Source organism: Pseudomonas sp. MWU12-2345 (assembly GCF_023242385.1).
Lineage (GTDB): Bacteria > Pseudomonadota > Gammaproteobacteria > Pseudomonadales > Pseudomonadaceae > Aquipseudomonas > Aquipseudomonas gingeri_D.
Genome location: NZ_JALLJA010000008.1, coordinates 149,182 through 167,843 on the forward strand (window position 1 = coordinate 149,182; position 18,662 = coordinate 167,843).

Annotated in this window: 19 protein-coding genes and 1 pseudogene; 8 read left to right on the plus strand and 12 right to left on the minus strand. The window is 62.3% G+C overall.

The window, feature by feature from the left end; genetic code table 11:
* Positions 1-91 precede the first annotated feature (91 nt).
* From M5C71_RS17555 to cysN, 3 genes are all read left to right on the plus strand, one after another.
* Entirely contained in the window at positions 92-850 is a 759-nt protein-coding gene (locus tag M5C71_RS17555; protein ID WP_248768377.1) for a Nif3-like dinuclear metal center hexameric protein, read from the plus strand.
* A 136-nt stretch (positions 851-986) separates the two neighbouring features.
* Positions 987-1,904 carry a sulfate adenylyltransferase subunit CysD gene (gene cysD, locus M5C71_RS17560; RefSeq protein WP_100942227.1) on the plus strand — a complete coding sequence of 306 codons (918 nt, stop codon included), beginning with the start codon at positions 987-989 and terminating at the stop codon, positions 1,902-1,904.
* Between the two features lie 13 nt (positions 1,905-1,917).
* Positions 1,918-3,816, plus strand: coding sequence for a sulfate adenylyltransferase subunit CysN (cysN, locus tag M5C71_RS17565; protein WP_103498058.1), 1,899 nt, complete (start codon positions 1,918-1,920; stop codon positions 3,814-3,816).
* Positions 3,817-3,898: 82 nt separating this feature from the next.
* On the opposite strand, the gene M5C71_RS17570 is transcribed toward cysN, so the two are convergent.
* The 3 genes and pseudogenes from M5C71_RS17570 to M5C71_RS17580 form a co-directional block, all read right to left on the minus strand.
* A complete protein-coding gene (locus tag M5C71_RS17570; RefSeq protein WP_177101119.1) occupies positions 3,899-4,804 on the minus strand; it encodes an acyltransferase in 906 nt (301 codons plus the stop codon).
* Positions 4,805-6,904: a phosphate acetyltransferase gene (pta, locus tag M5C71_RS17575; RefSeq protein ID WP_103498240.1), complete on the minus strand. Its 2,100-nt coding sequence runs from the start codon at positions 6,902-6,904 to the stop codon at positions 4,805-4,807. It lies immediately after the preceding gene.
* A 57-nt stretch (positions 6,905-6,961) separates the two neighbouring features.
* Positions 6,962-7,264, minus strand: a pseudogene (locus M5C71_RS17580) (DUF3565 domain-containing protein); the annotation flags it as partial.
* A 5-nt stretch (positions 7,265-7,269) separates the two neighbouring features.
* On the opposite strand from M5C71_RS17580, the gene M5C71_RS17585 reads away from it, so the two are divergent.
* The 3 genes from M5C71_RS17585 (at position 7,270) to M5C71_RS17595 (ending at position 9,636) form a co-directional block, all read left to right on the plus strand.
* Complete coding sequence (locus M5C71_RS17585) at positions 7,270-7,755, plus strand: peptidylprolyl isomerase (protein WP_103498239.1); 486 nt, start codon at positions 7,270-7,272, stop codon at positions 7,753-7,755.
* Between the two features lie 137 nt (positions 7,756-7,892).
* Entirely contained in the window at positions 7,893-8,375 is a 483-nt protein-coding gene (locus tag M5C71_RS17590; protein ID WP_248768378.1) for a glutathione peroxidase, read from the plus strand.
* Positions 8,376-8,532: 157 nt separating this feature from the next.
* On the plus strand, positions 8,533-9,636 hold the full coding sequence (locus tag M5C71_RS17595; RefSeq protein WP_152740044.1) for an NADH:flavin oxidoreductase: 1,104 nt from the start codon (positions 8,533-8,535) through the stop codon (positions 9,634-9,636).
* A gap of 6 nt (positions 9,637-9,642) precedes the next feature.
* Here M5C71_RS17595 and M5C71_RS17600 read toward each other — a convergent pair whose 3' ends face one another.
* The gene (locus M5C71_RS17600) at positions 9,643-10,866 is read right to left on the minus strand and encodes a glycosyltransferase family 1 protein (protein WP_103498236.1); all 1,224 of its coding nucleotides are present in this window, start codon (positions 10,864-10,866) and stop codon (positions 9,643-9,645) included.
* 81 nt (positions 10,867-10,947) lie between these two features.
* Positions 10,948-11,703, minus strand: coding sequence for a sulfate transporter CysZ (cysZ, locus tag M5C71_RS17605; RefSeq protein WP_152740042.1), 756 nt, complete (start codon positions 11,701-11,703; stop codon positions 10,948-10,950).
* 301 nt (positions 11,704-12,004) lie between these two features.
* Here cysZ and trxB point away from each other — a divergent pair, with 301 nt between their 5' ends.
* Positions 12,005-12,967 carry a thioredoxin-disulfide reductase gene (gene trxB, locus M5C71_RS17610; RefSeq protein WP_100942218.1) on the plus strand — a complete coding sequence of 321 codons (963 nt, stop codon included), beginning with the start codon at positions 12,005-12,007 and terminating at the stop codon, positions 12,965-12,967.
* A gap of 54 nt (positions 12,968-13,021) precedes the next feature.
* On the opposite strand, the gene M5C71_RS17615 is transcribed toward trxB, so the two are convergent.
* The 7 genes from M5C71_RS17615 to M5C71_RS17645 all read right to left on the minus strand — a co-directional run bounded on the left by M5C71_RS17615 (position 13,022) and on the right by M5C71_RS17645 (position 17,439).
* Complete coding sequence (locus tag M5C71_RS17615) at positions 13,022-14,272, minus strand: aspartate aminotransferase family protein (protein WP_248768379.1); 1,251 nt, start codon at positions 14,270-14,272, stop codon at positions 13,022-13,024.
* A 123-nt stretch (positions 14,273-14,395) separates the two neighbouring features.
* Complete coding sequence (locus M5C71_RS17620) at positions 14,396-14,734, minus strand: HopJ type III effector protein (protein ID WP_103496555.1); 339 nt, start codon at positions 14,732-14,734, stop codon at positions 14,396-14,398.
* Positions 14,727-15,023 carry a DUF1244 domain-containing protein gene (locus M5C71_RS17625; RefSeq protein ID WP_103496556.1) on the minus strand — a complete coding sequence of 99 codons (297 nt, stop codon included), beginning with the start codon at positions 15,021-15,023 and terminating at the stop codon, positions 14,727-14,729. Before M5C71_RS17625 ends, M5C71_RS17620 begins: the two co-directional genes overlap by 8 nt.
* Positions 15,024-15,097: 74 nt before the next feature.
* Positions 15,098-15,469, minus strand: a complete 372-nt coding sequence (folX, locus tag M5C71_RS17630; protein ID WP_103496557.1) for a dihydroneopterin triphosphate 2'-epimerase — start codon at positions 15,467-15,469, stop codon at positions 15,098-15,100.
* A gap of 2 nt (positions 15,470-15,471) precedes the next feature.
* Positions 15,472-16,032 carry a GTP cyclohydrolase I FolE gene (folE, locus tag M5C71_RS17635; RefSeq protein WP_103496558.1) on the minus strand — a complete coding sequence of 187 codons (561 nt, stop codon included), beginning with the start codon at positions 16,030-16,032 and terminating at the stop codon, positions 15,472-15,474.
* Positions 16,033-16,056: 24 nt separating this feature from the next.
* Entirely contained in the window at positions 16,057-16,767 is a 711-nt protein-coding gene (folM, locus tag M5C71_RS17640) for a dihydromonapterin reductase (RefSeq protein WP_248768380.1), read from the minus strand.
* 102 nt (positions 16,768-16,869) lie between these two features.
* Positions 16,870-17,439 (minus strand): antibiotic biosynthesis monooxygenase, encoded by a 570-nt coding sequence (locus M5C71_RS17645; RefSeq protein ID WP_103496560.1) that lies wholly within the window; start codon positions 17,437-17,439, stop codon positions 16,870-16,872.
* 211 nt (positions 17,440-17,650) lie between these two features.
* Here M5C71_RS17645 and M5C71_RS17650 point away from each other — a divergent pair, with 211 nt between their 5' ends.
* Positions 17,651-18,622 (plus strand): MerR family transcriptional regulator, encoded by a 972-nt coding sequence (locus tag M5C71_RS17650; RefSeq protein WP_103496561.1) that lies wholly within the window; start codon positions 17,651-17,653, stop codon positions 18,620-18,622.
* Positions 18,623-18,662: the final 40 nt, after the last annotated feature.

Sequence of the window (18,662 nt, forward strand, 5' to 3'; positions counted from 1 at the left end):
CTGGAAGGTTGCAGGCCATGTCGGACGGCCCATAATGTGGCGCATTATACGAGGCCGCGGGCGCCTCTGAATGGGATATTCAGGAGTTTTTATGGCGGTTTCATTGAATACGCTGGTCGAGGAAGCGGATCGCTTTCTGAACAGCGCGCGGATTGCCGACTATTGCCCCAATGGCTTGCAGGTCGAGGGTCGGCCACAGGTGATGCGCATCGTCAGCGGCGTCACCGCCAGCCAGGCGCTGCTGGATGCGGCCGTCGAAGCCCAGGCCGACCTGATTCTGGTGCACCACGGTTATTTCTGGAAGGGCGAGGACCCTTGTGTCACCGGCATGAAGCAGCGCCGGTTGAAGACCCTGCTCAAGCACGACATCAGCCTGCTGGCCTATCACCTGCCGTTGGACCTGCATCCGGAGGTCGGTAACAACGTGCAGTTGGCGCGGCAGCTGGATATTACCGTGGAAGGCCCGCTGGACCCGGACAACCCGAAGATTGTCGGGCTGGTGGGCTCCCTGACCGAGCCGATGACCGCCCGTGACTTCGCCCGCAAGGTCCAGGAAGTCCTGGGGCGCGAGCCGTTGCTGATCGAGGGCGACGACATGATCCGCCGGGTCGGCTGGTGCACCGGCGGCGGCCAGGGCTATATCGACCAGGCGGTGCTGGCCGGTGTCGACCTGTACCTGAGTGGCGAGGCCTCCGAACAGACTTTCCACAGCGCGCGGGAGAATGGCATCAGCTTTATCGCCGCCGGTCATCACGCTACCGAGCGTTATGGCGTGCAGGCGCTGGGCGATTACCTGGCGCGGCGTTTCGCGGTGGAGCATCTGTTTATCGATTGTCCGAACCCGATCTGAGCGGTCAAACGCCCCGGTATATTCTTATACCGTTTCGATCTAGTCGGCCCCCTCAATAGAATAGGGTGCTGTGCTAGCATGCCTCGCTCGAACACGGCCCGCTGGCCGTCCATAAGAACGCTTTTCGTGAGTAGCCATGGTCGACAAACTGACGCATCTGAAACAGCTGGAGGCGGAAAGCATCCATATCATCCGCGAGGTGGCCGCCGAGTTCGATAATCCGGTGATGCTGTACTCCATCGGTAAAGACTCCGCCGTGATGCTGCACCTGGCGCGCAAGGCGTTTTTCCCGGGCAAGCTGCCGTTTCCGGTGATGCATGTCGACACCCGCTGGAAATTCCAGGAGATGTACAGCTTCCGCGACAAGATGGTTGCCGAGCTGGGCCTGGACCTGATCACCCATGTGAACCCGGACGGCGTGGCGCAGGGCATCAACCCCTTCACCCACGGCAGCGCCAAGCACACCGACATCATGAAGACCGAGGGCCTCAAGCAGGCCCTGGACAAGTACGGTTTCGATGCGGCCTTCGGCGGCGCCCGGCGTGATGAAGAGAAGTCGCGGGCCAAGGAACGCGTCTACTCCTTCCGTGACAGCAAGCACCGCTGGGACCCGAAAAACCAGCGTCCGGAGTTGTGGAACGTCTACAACGGCAAGGTCAACAAGGGCGAGTCGATCCGCGTTTTCCCATTGTCGAACTGGACCGAACTGGACATCTGGCAATACATCTACCTCGAAGGCATCCCGATCGTGCCGCTGTATTTCGCTGCCGAGCGCGATGTTATCGAGAAGAACGGCACCCTGATCATGATCGACGACGAGCGGATCCTCGAGCACCTGTCCGACGAGGACAAGGCGCGCATCGTCAAGAAGAAGGTGCGTTTCCGTACCCTTGGCTGCTACCCGTTGACGGGCGCGGTGGAGTCCGAGGCTGAAACCCTCACGGACATCATTCAGGAAATGCTCCTGACGCGTACTTCCGAGCGCCAGGGCCGGGTCATCGATCACGATGGCGCAGGCTCAATGGAAGATAAAAAACGTCAGGGCTATTTCTAAACAGGGTCTAAGCATGTCGCATCAATCTGATTTGATCAGCGAGGACATCCTCGCCTACCTGGGCCAGCACGAGCGTAAAGAACTGCTGCGTTTCCTGACCTGCGGTAACGTCGACGACGGCAAGAGCACCCTGATCGGGCGCCTGCTGCACGACTCCAAGATGATCTACGAAGACCATCTGGAAGCCATCACCCGCGATTCGAAGAAAGTCGGCACCACCGGTGACGACATCGACCTGGCCTTGCTGGTCGACGGCCTGCAGGCCGAGCGCGAGCAGGGCATCACCATCGATGTCGCCTACCGCTATTTCTCCACCGCCAAGCGCAAATTCATCATCGCCGACACCCCCGGCCATGAGCAGTACACCCGCAACATGGCCACCGGTGCCTCCACCTGTGACCTCGCGATCATCTTGGTGGACGCCCGCTACGGCGTGCAGACCCAGACCCGTCGCCACAGCTTTATCGCCTCGTTGCTGGGGATCAAGCATATCGTCGTCGCCATCAACAAGATGGACCTCAAGGACTTCGACCAGGGCGTGTTCGAGTCGATCAAGGCCGACTACCTGAAGTTCGCCGAAGGCTTGAAGCTGAAGCCGACCAGCATGCACTTCGTGCCGATGTCGGCCTTGAAGGGCGACAACGTGGTGAACAAGAGCGAGCGTTCGCCCTGGTACACCGGCCAGTCGCTGATGGAAATCCTCGAAACCGTGGAAGTGGCGGGCGACCGTAACTTCACCGACCTGCGTTTCCCGGTGCAGTACGTCAACCGACCGAACCTGAACTTCCGTGGCTTCGCCGGTACCCTGGCGAGCGGCATCGTGAAGAAGGGCGATGACGTGGTGGTGCTGCCTTCGGGCAAGAGCAGCCGGGTGAAGTCCATCGTCACCTTCGAAGGCGAGCTGGAAAGCGCCGGTCCCGGCCAGGCCGTGACCCTGACCATGGAAGACGAGATCGACATCTCCCGTGGCGACCTGCTGGTGCATGCCGACAATGTGCCGCCGGTGACCGACAGCTTCGAGGCCATGCTGGTCTGGATGGCTGAAGAACCGATGCTGCCGGGCAAGAAATACGACATCAAGCGCGCTACCAGCTACGTTCCGGGTTCGATTGCCAGCATCGTCAACAAGGTCGATGTGAACACCCTGGAAGAAGGCCCGGCCAGCGCCTTGCAGTTGAACGAGATCGGCAAGGTCAAGATCGCCCTGGACGCGCCGATTGCCCTGGACGGTTACGACAGCAACCGCACCACCGGCTCGTTCATCATCATTGATCGTCTGACCAATGGCACCGTCGGCGCCGGCATGATCGTCGCCCAACCGCTGGCCCATGGCAGCGCCACCCATCACGGCAAGCTGGCCCATGTGGCCACCGAGGAACGCGCCCAGCGTTTCGGCCAGCAACCGGCGACGGTGCTGTTCACCGGTCTGTCGGGCGCGGGCAAGAGCACCCTGGCTTATGCCGTGGAGCGCAAGCTGTTCGACCTGGGTCGTGCGGTGTTTGTGCTGGACGGCCAGAACCTGCGTCATGACCTGAACAAGGGCTTGCCGCAGGACCGTGCCGGGCGTACCGAGAACTGGCGGCGTGCCGCGCATGTGGCGCGTCAGTTCAACGAGGCGGGTTTGCTGACATTGGCCGCGTTCGTCGCACCGGATGCCGAGGGCCGTGAACAGGCCAAGGCGCTGATCGGTAGCGAACGTGTGTTGACGGTCTATGTCCAGGCTTCGCCGCAGGCGTGCCAGGAACGTGATCCCCAGGGCCTGTACGCGGCCGGTGGCGATAACATTCCGGGCGAGTCGTTCCCCTACGATGTGCCGCTGGATGCCGATCTGGTGGTGGATACGCAAGCACTGTCGTTGGAAGACAGCGTGAAGCAAGTCCTGGAGCTGTTGCGCCAGCGCGGCGCGATCTAAGGATCAGCAGCTGTTAAAAAGCCCGCAGTCGAGTGATCGGCTGCGGGCTTTTTTGTGTCTTGGAGATCGTCTTCGCGGCGCCTCAAGACTTGGCGGGATACTCGCGATGCATCTGCGCCAACAACGCGTCCTTCTCTTCCCACAACTGGTTGATCCAGCCTTGGAACGCCAGGCGGTATTCTCCGTCCTGGTCGTAGTTCCTGCCGACAAACTGCCGCGGAACCTTCAGTTCTTCAAAGTGCACCACCACATCCCGCACGTTGCCACACAGCAGATCCCAATACCCCGGCTTGCCGCCCGGATAGTGGATGGTCACGTTGACGATGGACTCCAGTTGCTCGCCCATGGCATCCAGCACAAAGGCGATACCGCCGGCCTTGGGTTTCAACAGATAACGGAACGGTGACTGCTGCTGCGCATGCTTGCCCTTGGTAAAGCGCGTGCCTTCAGCAAAATTGAAGATACCCACAGGATTGTCGCGAAACTTCGCGCAGGTCTTGCGGGTGGTTTCCAGGTCCTTGCCTTTCTTTTCCGGGTGCTTCTCCAGATACGCCTTGGAATAGCGCTTCATAAACGGAAAACCCAGTGCCCACCAGGCCAGGCCGATCACCGGGACCCAGATCAGTTCCTGCTTGAGAAAGAACTTCAGTGGCTGGATCTTCCGGTTGAGCACGTACTGCAAGACCATGATGTCGACCCAGCTCTGGTGGTTGCTGGTGACCAGGTAGGAATGCTGGTAGTCCAGGCCCTCCAGGCCGCTGAGGTGCCAGCGGGTGCGGCGGACCAGTTGCATCCAGGCCTTGTTGTTGCTGACCCAGGCCTCATGGGTATGGTTCATCAGCCAGTGGGTGACACGCTGGGTCAGGGCAAAGGGCAGCACCTTGAGCAGCGCCACGCAGAACAGGAAGGAACACAGCAGCAAGGTATTCAACGTCAACAGCAGCGAGGCGATCACACCCCGTAGCGGGGCCGGGAGAAAGTCTAACATTCAGATATCCACAGGTCGGTTGGCGGCTTGGATCGCGGTCAGGGCGATGGTGTAGACGATGTCGTCCACCTGGGCGCCGCGCGGCAGGTCGTTGACCGGCTTGCGCAGGCCTTGCAGCATCGGCCCCAGGCTGACGCAGTCGGCGCTGCGCTGCACCGCCTTGTGGGTGGTGTTGCCGGTGTTCAGGTCGGGGAACACGAACACCGTGGCGCGTCCCGCCACCTGGCTGTTGGGCGCCAGTTGCCGGGCCACGGCTTCGTTGGCCGCGGCGTCGTACTGCAACGGGCCGTCGATCAGCAACGTGCTCTGGGACTCATGGGCCAGCAGGGTGGCTTCGCGGACTTTCTCCACTTCCTCGCCACTGGCCGATTCACCGCTGGAGTAGCTGATCATTGCCACCCGTGGCGTGATCCCGAAGGCCTGGGCCGAGTCGGCGCTTTGCAGGGCGATTTCCGCCAGCTCCGCCGCTGACGGATGGGGGTTCATCACGCAGTCGCCATAGACCAGCACTTGGTCCGGGAACAGCATGAAGAACACCGATGACACCAGGGTGCAACCCGGCGCGGTCTTGATCAGTTGCAGGGCCGGGCGAATGGTGTTGGCGGTGGAGTGGATCACCCCGGAAACCAGTCCGTCGACCTCGTCCAGCGCCAGCATCATGGTGCCGATCACCACGGTGTCTTCCAGTTGCTGCTCGGCCATCGGCGTGTTCAGGCTCTTGCTCTTGCGCAAGGCCACCATGGGCTCGGCGTAGCGCCCGCGAATCAGGTCCGGGTCGAGAATCTCCAGCCCCGGCGGCAGTTCGAAACCATGGGCCCGGGCCACCGCCTCGACTTCCGCCGGCTTGGCCAGCAACACGCAGCGGGCGATGCCCCGGGCCTGGCAGATGGCCGCCGCCTGCACGGTCAACGGTTCGCTGCCTTCGGGCAGGACGATGCGTTTGTTGGCTTCCTGGGCACGCTGGATCAACTGGTAGCGAAACACCGCCGGGGTCAGGCGCATTTCCCGTGGGGTGCCGCAGCGCTGGTGCAGCCAGTGGGCGTCGAGGTGCCCGGCGACGAAATCGGTGATGATCTCCGCACGCTCGCGGTCATCGATGGGGATTTCCTTGTTCAGGCCATTGAGCTGGTTGGCGGTGTCGTAGGAGCCGGTGCTCACCGACAACACCGGCAGGCCCGCGGCCATCGCGCCACGACAGAGTTCCATGATGCGTGGATCGGGCAGGGTGTCGCTGGTCAGCAACAGGCCGGCCAGGGGCACGCCGTTCATCGAGGCAATGCTCACGGCGAGGATGATGTCGTCGCGGTCGCCCGGGGTCACCACCAGCACGCCGGGCTTGAGCAGGTCGATGGTATTGCGCACCGTACGGGCGCAGATGATGATCTTGTTCATGCGCCGCTGCTCGTAGTCACCGGCGTTGAGCACCTGGGCGCCGAGCAGTTCGGCGACATCGCGGGTGCGCGGCGCATTCAGGTCCGGCTGGAACGGAATGCAGCCCAGCAGGCGGAAATCGCCACTGCGCAGCAACGGCGAATGCTCCTTCAGACGGGCAGAGAAGTCGGCCATGCTCTCGTCGGTGCGGACCTTGTTGAGGATCACCCCGAGCACTTTCGGGTCCTTGGGACCTCCGAACAATTGCGCCTGCAATTCGACCCGCCCGGAGAGTTCGCTGAGCACTTCGTTTTCCGCCGCCGAGACCAGGATCACCTCGGCATCCAGGCTCTTGGCCAGGTGCTGGTTGACCCGGGCCGCATAGCTGGCGCTACGGGTCGGAACCATGCCTTCGACCACCAGCACGTCCTTGCCGACGGCGGCCTGTTGGTAGAGGGTGATGATTTCTTCCAGCAGCTCATCGAGCTGGCCGTCGCCGAGCATCCGCTCGACATGGGCCAGACCCAGGGGCTGGGGCGGTTTCAGGCCATGGGTGCGGGCCACCAGTTCGGTGGAGCGCTCCGGGCCCAGGTCGCCGGGATGGGGCTGGGCGATGGGTTTGAAAAAGCCGACTTTCAACCCGGCGCGTTCCAGCGTACGGACCAGCCCGAGGCTGATCGAGGTCAGACCCACACCAAAATCGGTGGGCGCGATAAAAAAAGTTTGCATGCGTATTCTCTTGAGGAAGCGCAAGTGCGACGGCCTATGTCTGGTCGTCTGCGAAGTTCAGTCGCCAAGGTTATCGTTAACCGAGCCTCGAGCGCACCAACCACATTCAAAGCCCTGAGCGATTTTTTCCGCGCGCCGCACGGGATCGAGCACCCAGTCCCGCGACTGCCAGGGTGGTTGATGGCGCAGGTGCTGGGTATGGCCGCAGGACAGCTCGGCCACCCAGTGCCCGTCCTCGTCCTGATGAAAGCCGATAATGGTTACAGGCATGGTCTTGGCCCGTCTGTCCGGGTTCAGTTCGCTTTCGGACGAATCCTTGTTTAGACTTGTCCGCTCTTTATTCCTATGCAAAAGGTCTCGCTCATATGACGATCGCTGCCAACAAGGCTGTCTCCATCGACTATACCCTTACCAACGATGCTGGTGAGGTCATCGACAGCTCTGCCGGCGGCGCCCCGCTGGTGTACCTGCACGGTGCCGGCAATATTATCCCAGGTCTGGAAAAGGCCCTGGAAGGCAAGAACGTCGGCGACGAGCTGAAGGTGTCCGTCGAGCCGGAAGATGCCTACGGTGAATACTCCGCTGAACTGGTCAGCACCCTGAGCCGCAGCATGTTCGAAGGTGTCGACGAGCTGGAAGTCGGCATGCAGTTCCACGCTTCCGCTCCGGACGGCCAGATGCAGATCGTCACCATTCGCGACCTGGACGGCGACGATGTCACCGTTGACGGCAACCACCCTCTGGCTGGCCAGCGCCTGACTTTCCAGGTCAAGATCATCGAAATCCGTGATGCCAGCCAGGAAGAAGTCGCCCATGGTCACGTCCATGGCGAAGGCGGCCATCACCACTGATTTCTGCTGCTAAGCTCTGGTAGTTGGAAGGCGCCCACGGGCGCCTTTTTTAGTCAGCCGCGGTTTTTAACTGGAAACCGGTCAGGCTGTCAGGCAACAATGTTCGCGTATAAGTCCGGGAAAAACGGGAGTTCGTCATGAGTGCTTTTCACGATCTGACACTAAAAGCGCTGGATGGTCAGGAACTGCCGCTGGCGCCTTTCAAAGGGCATGTAGTGCTGGTGGTCAACGTGGCTTCCAAGTGCGGCTTGACACCCCAATATGCCGCCCTTGAGCACCTCTATCAGCAATACAAGGCCCAGGGCTTCAGCGTGCTCGGTCTGCCGTGCAACCAGTTTGCCGGGCAGGAACCGGACTCCGAGGAGGAGATCCAGGCGTTCTGCAGCCTGAACTATGGCGTTAGCTTTCCGTTGAGCAGCAAGCTTGCGGTCAACGGTCATGACCGTCACCAGTTGTACCGTCTGCTGGCGGGCGAGGGCGCTGAGTTTCCGGGGGACATCACCTGGAATTTCGAAAAGTTCCTCATGGGCAAGGATGGCCGCGTATTGGCGCGTTTCTCGCCGCGCACCGCTCCGGATGATCCGGCAGTGATCCATGCGATCGAAAAAGCCCTGGCTTGATTCTCGCCCGGTTCGGGCCGCACGCAGGAGCATGTCGACCGGCTGCTCCTGCAACGACTTCTAAAGCTTAATCACTCAGATCAATAGTGCTGGGCGGCGCGTTCATGGCGGAATATTATCCTGATCATAAATTTCCCTTGCGCCGTGGAGTGCTCCCATGCCCGTTAAAGCCCTGTTCCGACCTTTCCATCTTGGCGCGCTGGAGTTGCCGACCCGTGTGGTCATGGCGCCGATGACCCGTTCGTTTTCCCCGGGTGGCGTGCCCAACTCGAAAGTCATCGAGTACTACCGCAAGCGCGCGGCGGCCGGTGTCGGCCTGATCGTCACCGAAGGCACCACCGTCGGTCACCAGGCGTCCAACGGTTACCCGAACGTGCCGCATTTCTATGGCGAAGCGGCCCTGGCCGGCTGGAAAAAAGTCGTCGATGCGGTGCACGCCGAAGGAGGCAAGATCGTTCCGCAGCTCTGGCATGTGGGTAATGTACGGCGCCTGGGCACCGAGCCGGATGCCAGCGTGCCGGGCTATGGCCCGAGCGAGAAGCTCAAGGACGGTCAGGTCGTGGTGCACGGCATGACGAAACAGGACATCGACGAGGTGATCGCGGCCTTCGCCCAGGCGGCTCGTGATGCCCAAAGCATCGGCATGGACGGTGTCGAGATCCATGGTGCCCACGGTTACCTGATCGACCAGTTCTTCTGGGAAGGCACCAACCTGCGCACCGACGAATACGGTGGCAGCCTGGCCAACCGTTCGCGTTTTGCCATCGAGCTGATCCAGGCCGTGCGCGCGGCGGTGGGGCCTGGCTTCCCGATCATCTTCCGCTTTTCCCAATGGAAGCAGCAGGACTACAGCGCCCGCCTGGTGCAGACGCCGGAGGCCCTGGGCGAGTTCCTCAAGCCGTTGTCTGACGCCGGGGTGGATATTTTCCACTGTTCCACGCGGCGTTTCTGGGAGCCGGAGTTCGACGGTTCCGAGCTGAACCTGGCGGGCTGGACTCGCAAGCTGACCGGCAAGCCGACCATCACCGTGGGCAGCGTCGGCCTGGACGGCGAGTTCCTGCAGTTCATGGTCAACACCGACAAGGTCGCCCAGCCGGCAAGCCTGGAGAAGCTGCTGGAGCGCCTGGGCAACGATGAGTTCGACCTGGTTGCCGTGGGCCGCGCGCTGCTGGTGGACCCGGATTGGGCGGTGAAAGTGCGCGACGGCCGCGAGCAGGACATCCTGCCGTTCAGCCGAGAGGCGTTGATGAGCCTGGCGTAAGCCCGGTTACAGGTTGCGCGGTGTTTTCAGGATGCCATTGGTCACAACGGCATCCACCGGCAGGGCCGGAGCGCGTCGCTCCACGAGCGGCGCGTCACAGGCCCCACGCAACTGCTTCTCGAACTGCTCGACTATCGCTCCCCAACCTTGCCGGCTGGCATGCTGGCGGGCATTGAGGCGGACATTGCGCAAGGTCTCCCGACCTTCCAGCAACCAGCAGGCGGCATCGCAAAATGCGTCCTCGTCGCCGGGCATGGCCAGCACGCCGTTGTAACCATGGCGGATATGCTGGGCCGCCGCGGCCTCATCGTAAGCCACCACCCCCAACCCGGATGCCAGCGCCTCGAGCACCACATTGCCGAAGGTTTCGGTCAGGCTCGGGAACAGGAACATATCCGCCGACGCATAGTGACAGGCCAGGGCCTCGCCCCGCTGTGTGCCGCAGAACAACGCCTCGGGCATTTCCTTTTCCAGCACGCCACGTTGCGGACCATCGCCGACCACCATCAGCTTCATCCGCCGCTGTGGATAAGTTTCCCGCAGACGCTCGTAGGTGCGTTTGAGCAAGCCGAGGTTCTTCTCGGTCGCCAGTCGCCCGACATACAGCAAGGCGATATCGTCGTCCGCCAGCCCCCAGCTGTCGCGCAGGGCGCTCAAGCGCTTGGCCGGATGGAACAACTGGCTGTCGACGCCGCGGGAGAGCAGTTCCAGGCGCTCGAAATGCCGCCGCTCCAGCTCCATGCGTTGGCTGACGCTGGGCACCAGGGTCAGCTTGGAGCGATTGTGGAACCAGCGCAGATAGTGGGTCAGTACCCGCGTCAGCAAGCCCATGCCGTATTGATGGGAATACTGCTGGAAGTTGGTGTGGAAACCGCTGACTACCGAAATCCCCAAACGCCTGGCCGCACGCAGGGCCGACAAGCCGAGCGGACCTTCGGTGGCGATATACAGCACATCCGGGCGCTGGTTCTTCCAGCGTCGCAGCAACTTGTGCATCGACGACTGCCCCCATTGCAGGCCGGGGTAACCGGGCAGCGGCCAGCCACGGCAGAGCAGCAGTTCGGTATCGCTGGGGCGGGACTGGTCGCAGCTCTGGCGCGGGCGCACCAGCTCGATCTGGTGTCCGCGGGCGCGCAGTCCGTCGCACAAGCGGCCAAGGGTATTGGCCACCCCATTGATTTCCGGTGGGAAGGTTTCGGTGATCAGGGTGATATGCAGAGCTGTCGTCATGTTTACAGTGTCGCCCCGGGCGGTTGCGACACTGTGGCTGTTTGATGATGGATTTGTGACGAGGCCGGCGTTGCGGGCGCCTCAGCGCTTCTCGCCGGCCACCGCCTCTTCACCGCGCTCACGGACCCAGAACAAGGTCGCCCCGGCCACCGCCGCCGGCATCATCAGCAGGTTGACCACCGGCACCAGCAGCACCAGGTAGACGATCCCGCCAAAACTCATGCACTGCCAGCGTTTCTGCCGCAGCCAGGCGAGCATGCCCTGCCAGCTCAGCTTGTGGTTGTCCGCCGGGTAGTCGATGTATTGGATCGCCATCATCCACACCCCGAACAGCAACCACAGCGGTGCGGCGATGATATTCACCACCGGAATGAACGACAGCACCAACAGCGCGATGGCCCGCGGCAGGAAGTAACCCAGCTTGCGCATTTCCCGCGCCAGGGTGCGGGGAATCATCGCCAGCAGTTCGGCCCAGCTGAAGGCCGGGAAATTGTCGGTGCCGCGCACCACCACTTCGACTTTCTCGGCGAGAAAGCCATTGAAGGGCGCGGCGATCACGTTGGCAATCATGGTGAAGGTGAAAAACACCATCAGCACCACCAGCGCCACGAACAGCGGCCAGAGAATGTAGTTGAGGAAACTCAGCCAGCCGGGCAGGGTCGGCATCAGCGTATCGACCCAGAGACTGAAATAATGGCCGGCCAGGTAGATCAAGCCGACGAACAGCACCAGGTTGATCGCCAGCGGCAGCAGGACGAACAGGCGCAGGCCCGGGCTCAGGACCAGCTTCAGGCCCTCGCGCAGATATTGCGGGCCGGACAGGACGGGTGCGGGCATAACGTGCTCCGAGATGGGGGAAACGCGCCGACCTTACCGGCTTTGCAGGGCCGGTGAAAGGTTCGACATTTGCAGTAACAAAGGCGTCTTGAAGAACACCGTTCAGGATAGAGACCTGCTATGAGCTGGATTGTTATTGCGTATTTCCTTAATCTTCGCCTCCTCGATACGCTGCACCTCATTATTTTTCAGGACTGTGTGCTACAAGCCTTCCCCAAGTGCTTTCGCGGTCCTTTTTTATTCCAGCCGGTCCGCCGGCGTTCCGCACCGGTAGCTGACGGGCGGTCGATAGGAGTGAGTCATGTCTGAAGTACGCCATTCGCGAGTGATTATTCTCGGTTCCGGCCCTGCCGGTTACAGCGCCGCGGTCTATGCCGCGCGCGCCAACCTCAAGCCGCTGCTGATCACCGGCATGCAGGCCGGCGGGCAATTGACCACCACCACCGAAGTCGACAACTGGCCCGGCGACGTGCACGGCCTGACCGGCCCGGCGCTGATGGACCGCATGAAAGAGCACGCCGAGCGTTTCGAAACCGAAATCGTCTTCGACCACATCAATGCGGTGGACCTGGCGAAAAAGCCCTACACCCTGGTGGGCGACAGCGGCACCTTCACCTGTGACGCCCTGATCATCGCCACCGGCGCCAGCGCTCGTTACCTGGGCCTGCCGTCGGAAGAGACGTTCATGGGCAAGGGCGTTTCCGCTTGCGCCACCTGCGACGGTTTCTTCTATCGCAACAAGGAAGTCGCCGTGGTCGGTGGTGGTAACACCGCCGTGGAAGAGGCGCTGTACCTGGCCAATATCGCCAGCAAGGTGACCCTGGTGCACCGTCGCGAGACCTTCCGTGCCGAGAAGATCCTGATCGACAAACTGCATGCCCGCGTCGCCGAGGGCAAGATTGTCCTCAAGCTCAATGCCACCCTGGACGAAGTCCTGGGCGACAACATGGGCGTCACCGGTGCCCGTCTGAAGAACAACGACGGCAGCTTCGATGAGCTGAAAGTCGACGGCGTGTTCATCGCCATCGGCCACACCCCGAACACCTCGCTGTTCGAAGGCCAGTTGGCGTTGAAAGACGGCTACCTGGTGGTGCAGGGCGGCCGTGACGGCAATGCCACCGCTACCAGCGTGGAAGGTGTGTTTGCCGCCGGTGACGTGGCCGACCACGTTTACCGTCAAGCCATCACCTCGGCCGGCGCCGGCTGCATGGCGGCCCTGGACGCCGAGCGCTACCTCGACGACCTGCAGAACGCTTCGTTCTGATTGCATCGTTATGAAAAAAACCGGCCTCGGCCGGTTTTTTTCTGCCCGCGGGTTTCAGGCAAGCCTGGCCAGGCACGCCTCGAGGATATCCAGCCCTTCTTCCAGCACTGCCGCCTCGGTGGTCAAGGGGGCCAGGAGGCGAATGATGTGCCGCGACTTGCCGCTGGGCATCAGCAGCAAACCGGCCTCGCGGGCCAGGGCCAGCAATTGCGTCAACTGTGCCGACGCAGGGCTGCCGTCGGGGTTGATCAACTCGATGCCGCGCATGGCGCCAACACCGGTCAGGCGCCCCAGGTAGGGTGAAAGCTGCTTGGCGCGCCAGGCCTGGTGACGGCCGACAATCGCCTCTTCCTGTTGCGCGCCCCAGGCCTGCAAGTTCGCATCAGTCATTTCATCCAGGGTCGCCAGGGCCGCGGCGCAGGCAATCGGGTTGCCCGAATAGGTGCCGCCCAGTCCGCCTTTGGGCAAGGTGTCGAGCAGCGCCTTGCGGCCGGCCACAGCCCCCAGCGGCACACCGCCGGCAATGCTCTTGCCCAGCAGGATCAGGTCCGGCTCAATCCCCAGTCGCGAGAATGCAAAACGCTGGCCGGTGCGGCCGAAACCGGACTGGATTTCATCGATGATCAGCAGGATCTTTTTCTCATCGCAGAAACGCCGCAGGGCCTGGGCGAACTCCACGTCCAACGCCAGGAAGCCTGCTTCGCCCTGCACCGGTTCGAGGATAAAACAGGCGACGTCCTCGACATCGATTTCGACGCTGAACAGCCGCTCCATGGCCTTCAGCGCCTCGGCGCAGGTCACGCCATTGTCCTGGCTGGGGAAGGGCAGGTGATACACCGGCCCGGGCAGTACCCCGACTTTCTGTTTGTAGGGGGCCACCTTGCCGTTGAGATTGAGGGTGGCGAGGGTGCGGCCGTGGAAGGCGCCGTCAAAGGCGATCACGGCGGTGCGACCGGTGGCGCCACGGACGATCTTCAAGGCGTTTTCCGCCGCCTCCGCGCCGCTGTTGGTGAGCATGCCGCTGACCGGATAGGTCACGGGAATAAACGCCGTCAGGCGATCCATCAGTTCGAGGTAGGGCGCATGGGGCGCGGCGTTGAAGGCGTAGTGGGTCAGCCGGGTGGCTTGTTCGCGAATGGCCTCGACGATACGCGGGTGGCAATGGCCGAGGTTGAGTACGCCGATGCCACCGACAAAATCGATATAGCGTTTGCCGTGGGTGTCCCAGACCTCGGCGTTCTTGCCGTGGCTGAGGCTGATCGGGTGAACGATGGAAATCGACTGGCTGATGGTTTCGCTGCTCATGGAGACCTGACTCGAAAGAAGGAAGACTTCTTTTTATCTAAGCTGTGAGCAGCGGTCCCCGGCAAACGAAATAAAGTCGCCGGGTCAATCTTAAAAGTTGCGATGTGCCGGCCGGGCCTTGAATCAGCGCCGGGTCAGCGGCGCCTGGGTGAACTTCACGCCGGCCAGGCCGTGGGCAATCAACGCGCGGATATTGCCGTGGTCACTGCCTTCAGGGGTGGCCAGGACCGAACGGTAATGCTCGCCGAAGGCCAGCAAGGTTTCCTGGTCGCTTAAGCCTTCCAGCAGCGCCAGCCCCAGGGTCTTGCACGAGCCTTCGTTCTGCCCGGCGGCGTTTTCCACGCCGCCGTTGTTGAAGGCTTGTGGCTGATAGTCGTAACCGGCGGCCACGAAAGCCAGGGTGTCGGCAAAAACATGTTCGCCGCTGTTGAGGCTGGCGCGCAGGGTGTTCAAATCACTCATGGGGTTTTCCTTTGGCGAACGCTGCCTGTTGTTCGGCGCTGGCTTCTTGCTGGTATTGGGCCTTCCACTCGGCATAGGGCATGCCGTAGATGACTTCACGGGCGTCGTCGAGGCTGACCTCGACCCCGCGTTCGTCGGCTTCGGCCTTGTACCACTTGGACAGGCAGTTGCGGCAGAACCCGGCGAGGTTCATCAGGTCGATGTTCTGCACATCCTTGCGGCTGTCCAGGTGGGCGACCAGCCGGCGAAAGGCGGCGGCTTCGAGTTCGAGGCGTTCTTGCTCGGTCATGATGGGCTCTGTGCGGGTGAAGTAGGGCGCGATGATAAGAGCCTGGCGCGGCGAACGCCAGACGGCTCAGTGGCTCAACGGCTCGCCGCGAGCGTAATCGATACCGACTCGGCAAAGCGCAACGCATGGGGCTTGTCGACTTCGACCTCGGCATAGAGCACGGCTTCGTTGCTCATCACCAGGTCCAGCAGTTCCTGGGTCAGGCGTTCGAGCAGGGCAAAGCGATTGCCCTCCACATGCTGGATGATCGCCTTGGTGATGGTGCGGTAGTTCAGGGCGTGATCGATGTCGTTGTCGCGGACCGCTTCCTGGGCCGCATAGAGGATGGTCAGGTTGATCCGCACATCCTGCTTGTTGAGGATCTCGTCCTCGTTGATGCCGATAAAGGTCCGCAGGCACAGGTCCTTGACCCGAATGCGTGCCATGCCGGGTTGAAGTTGTGGCATTGCTACTTGCTCCGTCCAATCAGTTGCAGGAACTCCATGCGGGTGGTGCTCGAGTCGCGCAGGGCGCCGAGCATCACCGAGGTGTTCATGGTCGAATTCTGTTTTTCCACGCCGCGCATCATCATGCACATGTGCTGGGCTTCGATCACCACCGCCACGCCGGCGGCCTGGGTCACCTGCTCGATGGCGTCGGCGATTTGCCGGGTGAGGTTTTCCTGGATCTGCAGGCGGCGGGCGAACATGTCGACGATCCGGGCGATCTTCGACAGCCCCAGAACCTTGCCGGTGGGCATGTAGGCGACATGGGCCTTGCCGATAAAGGGTAGCAGGTGGTGTTCGCACAGCGAGTACAACTCGATGTCCTTGACGATGATCATCTCGTCATTGTCGGAAGCGAACAGCGCGCCGTTGACCACCTCGTCGAGGCTCTGCTCATAGCCATGACACAGGTACTGCATGGCCTTGGCGGCCCGTTTCGGGGTGTCCAGCAGGCCCTCGCGGTCGGGGTTTTCGCCCAGCCCCAGAAGGATCTCGCGGTAATGCTCGGGCAGTGTGGCACTCATGGAAAGGATTCCTCGCGGGGCGGCTTATTTAAGGTGCCGGCCGCCGTTGACGGTCAAGGTTGTGCCGGTGACATAGGGGTTGTCCAGCAGGTAGCGCAGGCTCTGGTAGACCACCCCGGCTCCGGGCTCGATACCCAGGGCCGATTTGGCCAGGGTCCTGGCGCGGTACGCCGCGTCGTCGTCGGGGTTGAACATCAGCAGCGCCGGGGCGATGCCGTTGACCTTGATCCGTGGCGCGTAGCGGGCCGCGAAGGACAGGGTCAGGCTGTCCAGGCCGGCCTTGCTGGCGCAGTAGGCCATGTGCTGGCTGCTGCCCTTGCGGGTGACATCGTCGCTGATGTGCACGATATCGGCCATTGGCGAGCGTTCCAGCAGTTCGGCGCAGTGCAGGTTGATCAGATAGGGCGCGAGCATGTGCAGGCTGAACATCCGGGTAAAGGCCACGGTTTCGTTACCGGGAGTTTCCGCCAGCCAGGCCGAGGCATTGTGGACGATCGCCCGCAGGCAGTCGGTGTGCTGCTTCAGCGTTTCGATAAAGGCCAGGATCCCGGCTTCGCTGGAGAAATCAGCGAACAGCGCGGTGGCGCCGAGGTCGCGCAGGGCCTGGACGCCTGGGCGCTCGCTGCGATAGCTGAAGATCACCGGGTAGCCGTCGGCCAGCAGTCGCTCTGCGCAATGCAGGCCGACACGCTGGCCGGCGCCAGTAATCAGGATGGGGGCACAAGACGATGGCATCGAAGGCTCGTGGCAGCGGTGGAGAGGCGTCGGTTGACGTTGAAGTCAAAGCTATACCAGCCACACCGCTTGTACAACTGCCAAGCCGGATACTGCGTACTGTCAATGCCGGGCAGTGGCCGTGTCGCCGGGCAGCGCCTTGGCCTGGGTACTGTGCAACCAGCCCGCGAGGAGGTGGGTCGACAGCGGAATGAAGAAGTAGACCATCAGCGGGGTCAGCACCAGGGTGCTGACCAGTACCCGTGGCAGCAGATTCAGCTCGGCGAGCAACGGCCCGAGGCCAAAGTTGAACAGTAGCGACACGGGAAAGAACGCCAGCCAGATCGCCACCGCCTGCTTCCAGCGCGGTGGACGTTGGCCGACGACGCCGAACCAGCCGTCGATGCCACTGACCCGGCGCTCCTGTGGCCCGGCGAACAGGTCGCTGCCGCGCGCCAGCCAGGCCTTGCGCGAAGCGGAGTGCTCCCAGGCGCCCAGGGTCGTGGCATCGCTGAAGCGGAAAATCATCTGGAATTCGTTGTCCCCGGGCGGCGGGGCGAGCACGCCGGAGCCCAGGTAACCGGGGAAGTCGGTGGCGAGCAGTTCGCCTTCGTGCAACCAGGCGAGCAGGTCCTGGTAGCGGCCATCGGCAACGCGCCGGGCCACCATCATGGTGACGGGTGAGGTAGACATCATGTATCTCCGTAAGACAAGCATGCCGCCCGGATAGGGCTGATGCGCAACGCAGCGCCGGGGTGGTGGGCTGCGTGTTTGGACAGGCAAGAATTATTCCCTATTCCCGGGAAATGCACCAAGCCAGTAAGTCGCATTGCGTATGATTTGCAGGGTGTTGGATCCAGTGGGCTAGAATATCGGTTAAATCCTACCCATAAATGTGTGACAGATGCCCGTCATGACCGAACTTGAACCTGCCGCGCCGCTGTTGCGGGCGCTGAAACAGGAAGAGTTGTTTCCCATTCGCGAAGTTTCGCGCCTGACCGGCGTCAATCCGGTCACCCTGCGGGCTTGGGAACGGCGCTACGGTTTGATTCAGCCGACCCGCACCGAAAGTGGGCATCGGCTCTATGCCATGAGCGATATCGAGACGGTCCGCACCATCATGGGCTGGATCGAGCGCGGCGTGGCGGTGAGCAAGGTCGGCAAGATCCTGGCGAAGACCGCCGCCCAGGCAGCGCCCATTCACACCCCTTCCGGCATTGCGGTGCAATCGATTGCCCAGACGGAATGGGACGACTGGCAGACGCAATTGCGCGCGGCGGTCAGCGCTTTCGACGAACCGGCCCTCGAACGTCTCTACGGACAGGTGTTTTCCAGCTACCCGCTGACCGTGGTGTTCCAGAATATCCTCCTGCCCCTGTGGCAGCGCCTGCAGTTGCAGAGCGGTGAGTTCGGCCAGACCAGCGAATGGCTGTTTCTCGATACCTTCCTGCGCGCGCGGGTCCTGCAGCGCCTGCACGTGGTTCGCGGGCTGCCCTCCCAGCGCATCGTGCTCGCCGCTTTACCGGATCAATGTCGTGAGCTCGAATTGTTGGTGGCCGGCCTGTTGCTGGGTGACGGCGACCGCTGCGTCAGTGTCCTGGCGGTTGGCCAGCCCTTCGATGAACTGACCCTGGTCTGTGAAAAGGTCCGGCCCGAGGCGCTGGTGCTGTATTCCAACCGTTCGCCGACGACGGATCTGCCACGCCGCCTCAACCGCCTGGCGCTGTCGGTGGACTGTGCGGTGATGTTGGCCGGGGATGTCTCGGAACTGTTACAGGAGCGCCTGGAAGGCTCAAGCATCGGTTGCCTGGGCAATGACGGCCGGCTGATGCGCCGGCGCCTGCAACAACTGTTGGCGGGCCGCCTCGACACCTGATCGCCGCTCAGGCGTCTCCTGCACCGGCCGGCCGCGCTGA

Excerpts from the sequence above, each read along its gene's own strand:
- M5C71_RS17555 (WP_248768377.1), top strand. The coding sequence starts at position 92 with ATGGCGGTTTCATTGAATACGCTGGTCGAGGAAGCGGATCGCTTTCTG.
- cysD (WP_100942227.1), top strand. The coding sequence starts at position 987 with ATGGTCGACAAACTGACGCATCTGAAACAGCTGGAGGCGGAAAGCATC.
- cysN (WP_103498058.1), top strand. The coding sequence starts at position 1,918 with ATGTCGCATCAATCTGATTTGATCAGCGAGGACATCCTCGCCTACCTG.
- M5C71_RS17570 (WP_177101119.1), bottom strand. The coding sequence starts at position 4,804 with ATGTTAGACTTTCTCCCGGCCCCGCTACGGGGTGTGATCGCCTCGCTG.
- pta (WP_103498240.1), bottom strand. The coding sequence starts at position 6,904 with ATGCAAACTTTTTTTATCGCGCCCACCGATTTTGGTGTGGGTCTGACC.
- M5C71_RS17585 (WP_103498239.1), top strand. The coding sequence starts at position 7,270 with ATGACGATCGCTGCCAACAAGGCTGTCTCCATCGACTATACCCTTACC.
- M5C71_RS17590 (WP_248768378.1), top strand. The coding sequence starts at position 7,893 with ATGAGTGCTTTTCACGATCTGACACTAAAAGCGCTGGATGGTCAGGAA.
- M5C71_RS17595 (WP_152740044.1), top strand. The coding sequence starts at position 8,533 with ATGCCCGTTAAAGCCCTGTTCCGACCTTTCCATCTTGGCGCGCTGGAG.
- M5C71_RS17600 (WP_103498236.1), bottom strand. The coding sequence starts at position 10,866 with ATGACGACAGCTCTGCATATCACCCTGATCACCGAAACCTTCCCACCG.
- cysZ (WP_152740042.1), bottom strand. The coding sequence starts at position 11,703 with ATGCCCGCACCCGTCCTGTCCGGCCCGCAATATCTGCGCGAGGGCCTG.
- trxB (WP_100942218.1), top strand. The coding sequence starts at position 12,005 with ATGTCTGAAGTACGCCATTCGCGAGTGATTATTCTCGGTTCCGGCCCT.
- M5C71_RS17615 (WP_248768379.1), bottom strand. The coding sequence starts at position 14,272 with ATGAGCAGCGAAACCATCAGCCAGTCGATTTCCATCGTTCACCCGATC.
- M5C71_RS17620 (WP_103496555.1), bottom strand. The coding sequence starts at position 14,734 with ATGAGTGATTTGAACACCCTGCGCGCCAGCCTCAACAGCGGCGAACAT.
- M5C71_RS17625 (WP_103496556.1), bottom strand. The coding sequence starts at position 15,023 with ATGACCGAGCAAGAACGCCTCGAACTCGAAGCCGCCGCCTTTCGCCGG.
- folX (WP_103496557.1), bottom strand. The coding sequence starts at position 15,469 with ATGCCACAACTTCAACCCGGCATGGCACGCATTCGGGTCAAGGACCTG.
- folE (WP_103496558.1), bottom strand. The coding sequence starts at position 16,032 with ATGAGTGCCACACTGCCCGAGCATTACCGCGAGATCCTTCTGGGGCTG.
- folM (WP_248768380.1), bottom strand. The coding sequence starts at position 16,767 with ATGCCATCGTCTTGTGCCCCCATCCTGATTACTGGCGCCGGCCAGCGT.
- M5C71_RS17645 (WP_103496560.1), bottom strand. The coding sequence starts at position 17,439 with ATGTCTACCTCACCCGTCACCATGATGGTGGCCCGGCGCGTTGCCGAT.
- M5C71_RS17650 (WP_103496561.1), top strand. The coding sequence starts at position 17,651 with ATGCCCGTCATGACCGAACTTGAACCTGCCGCGCCGCTGTTGCGGGCG.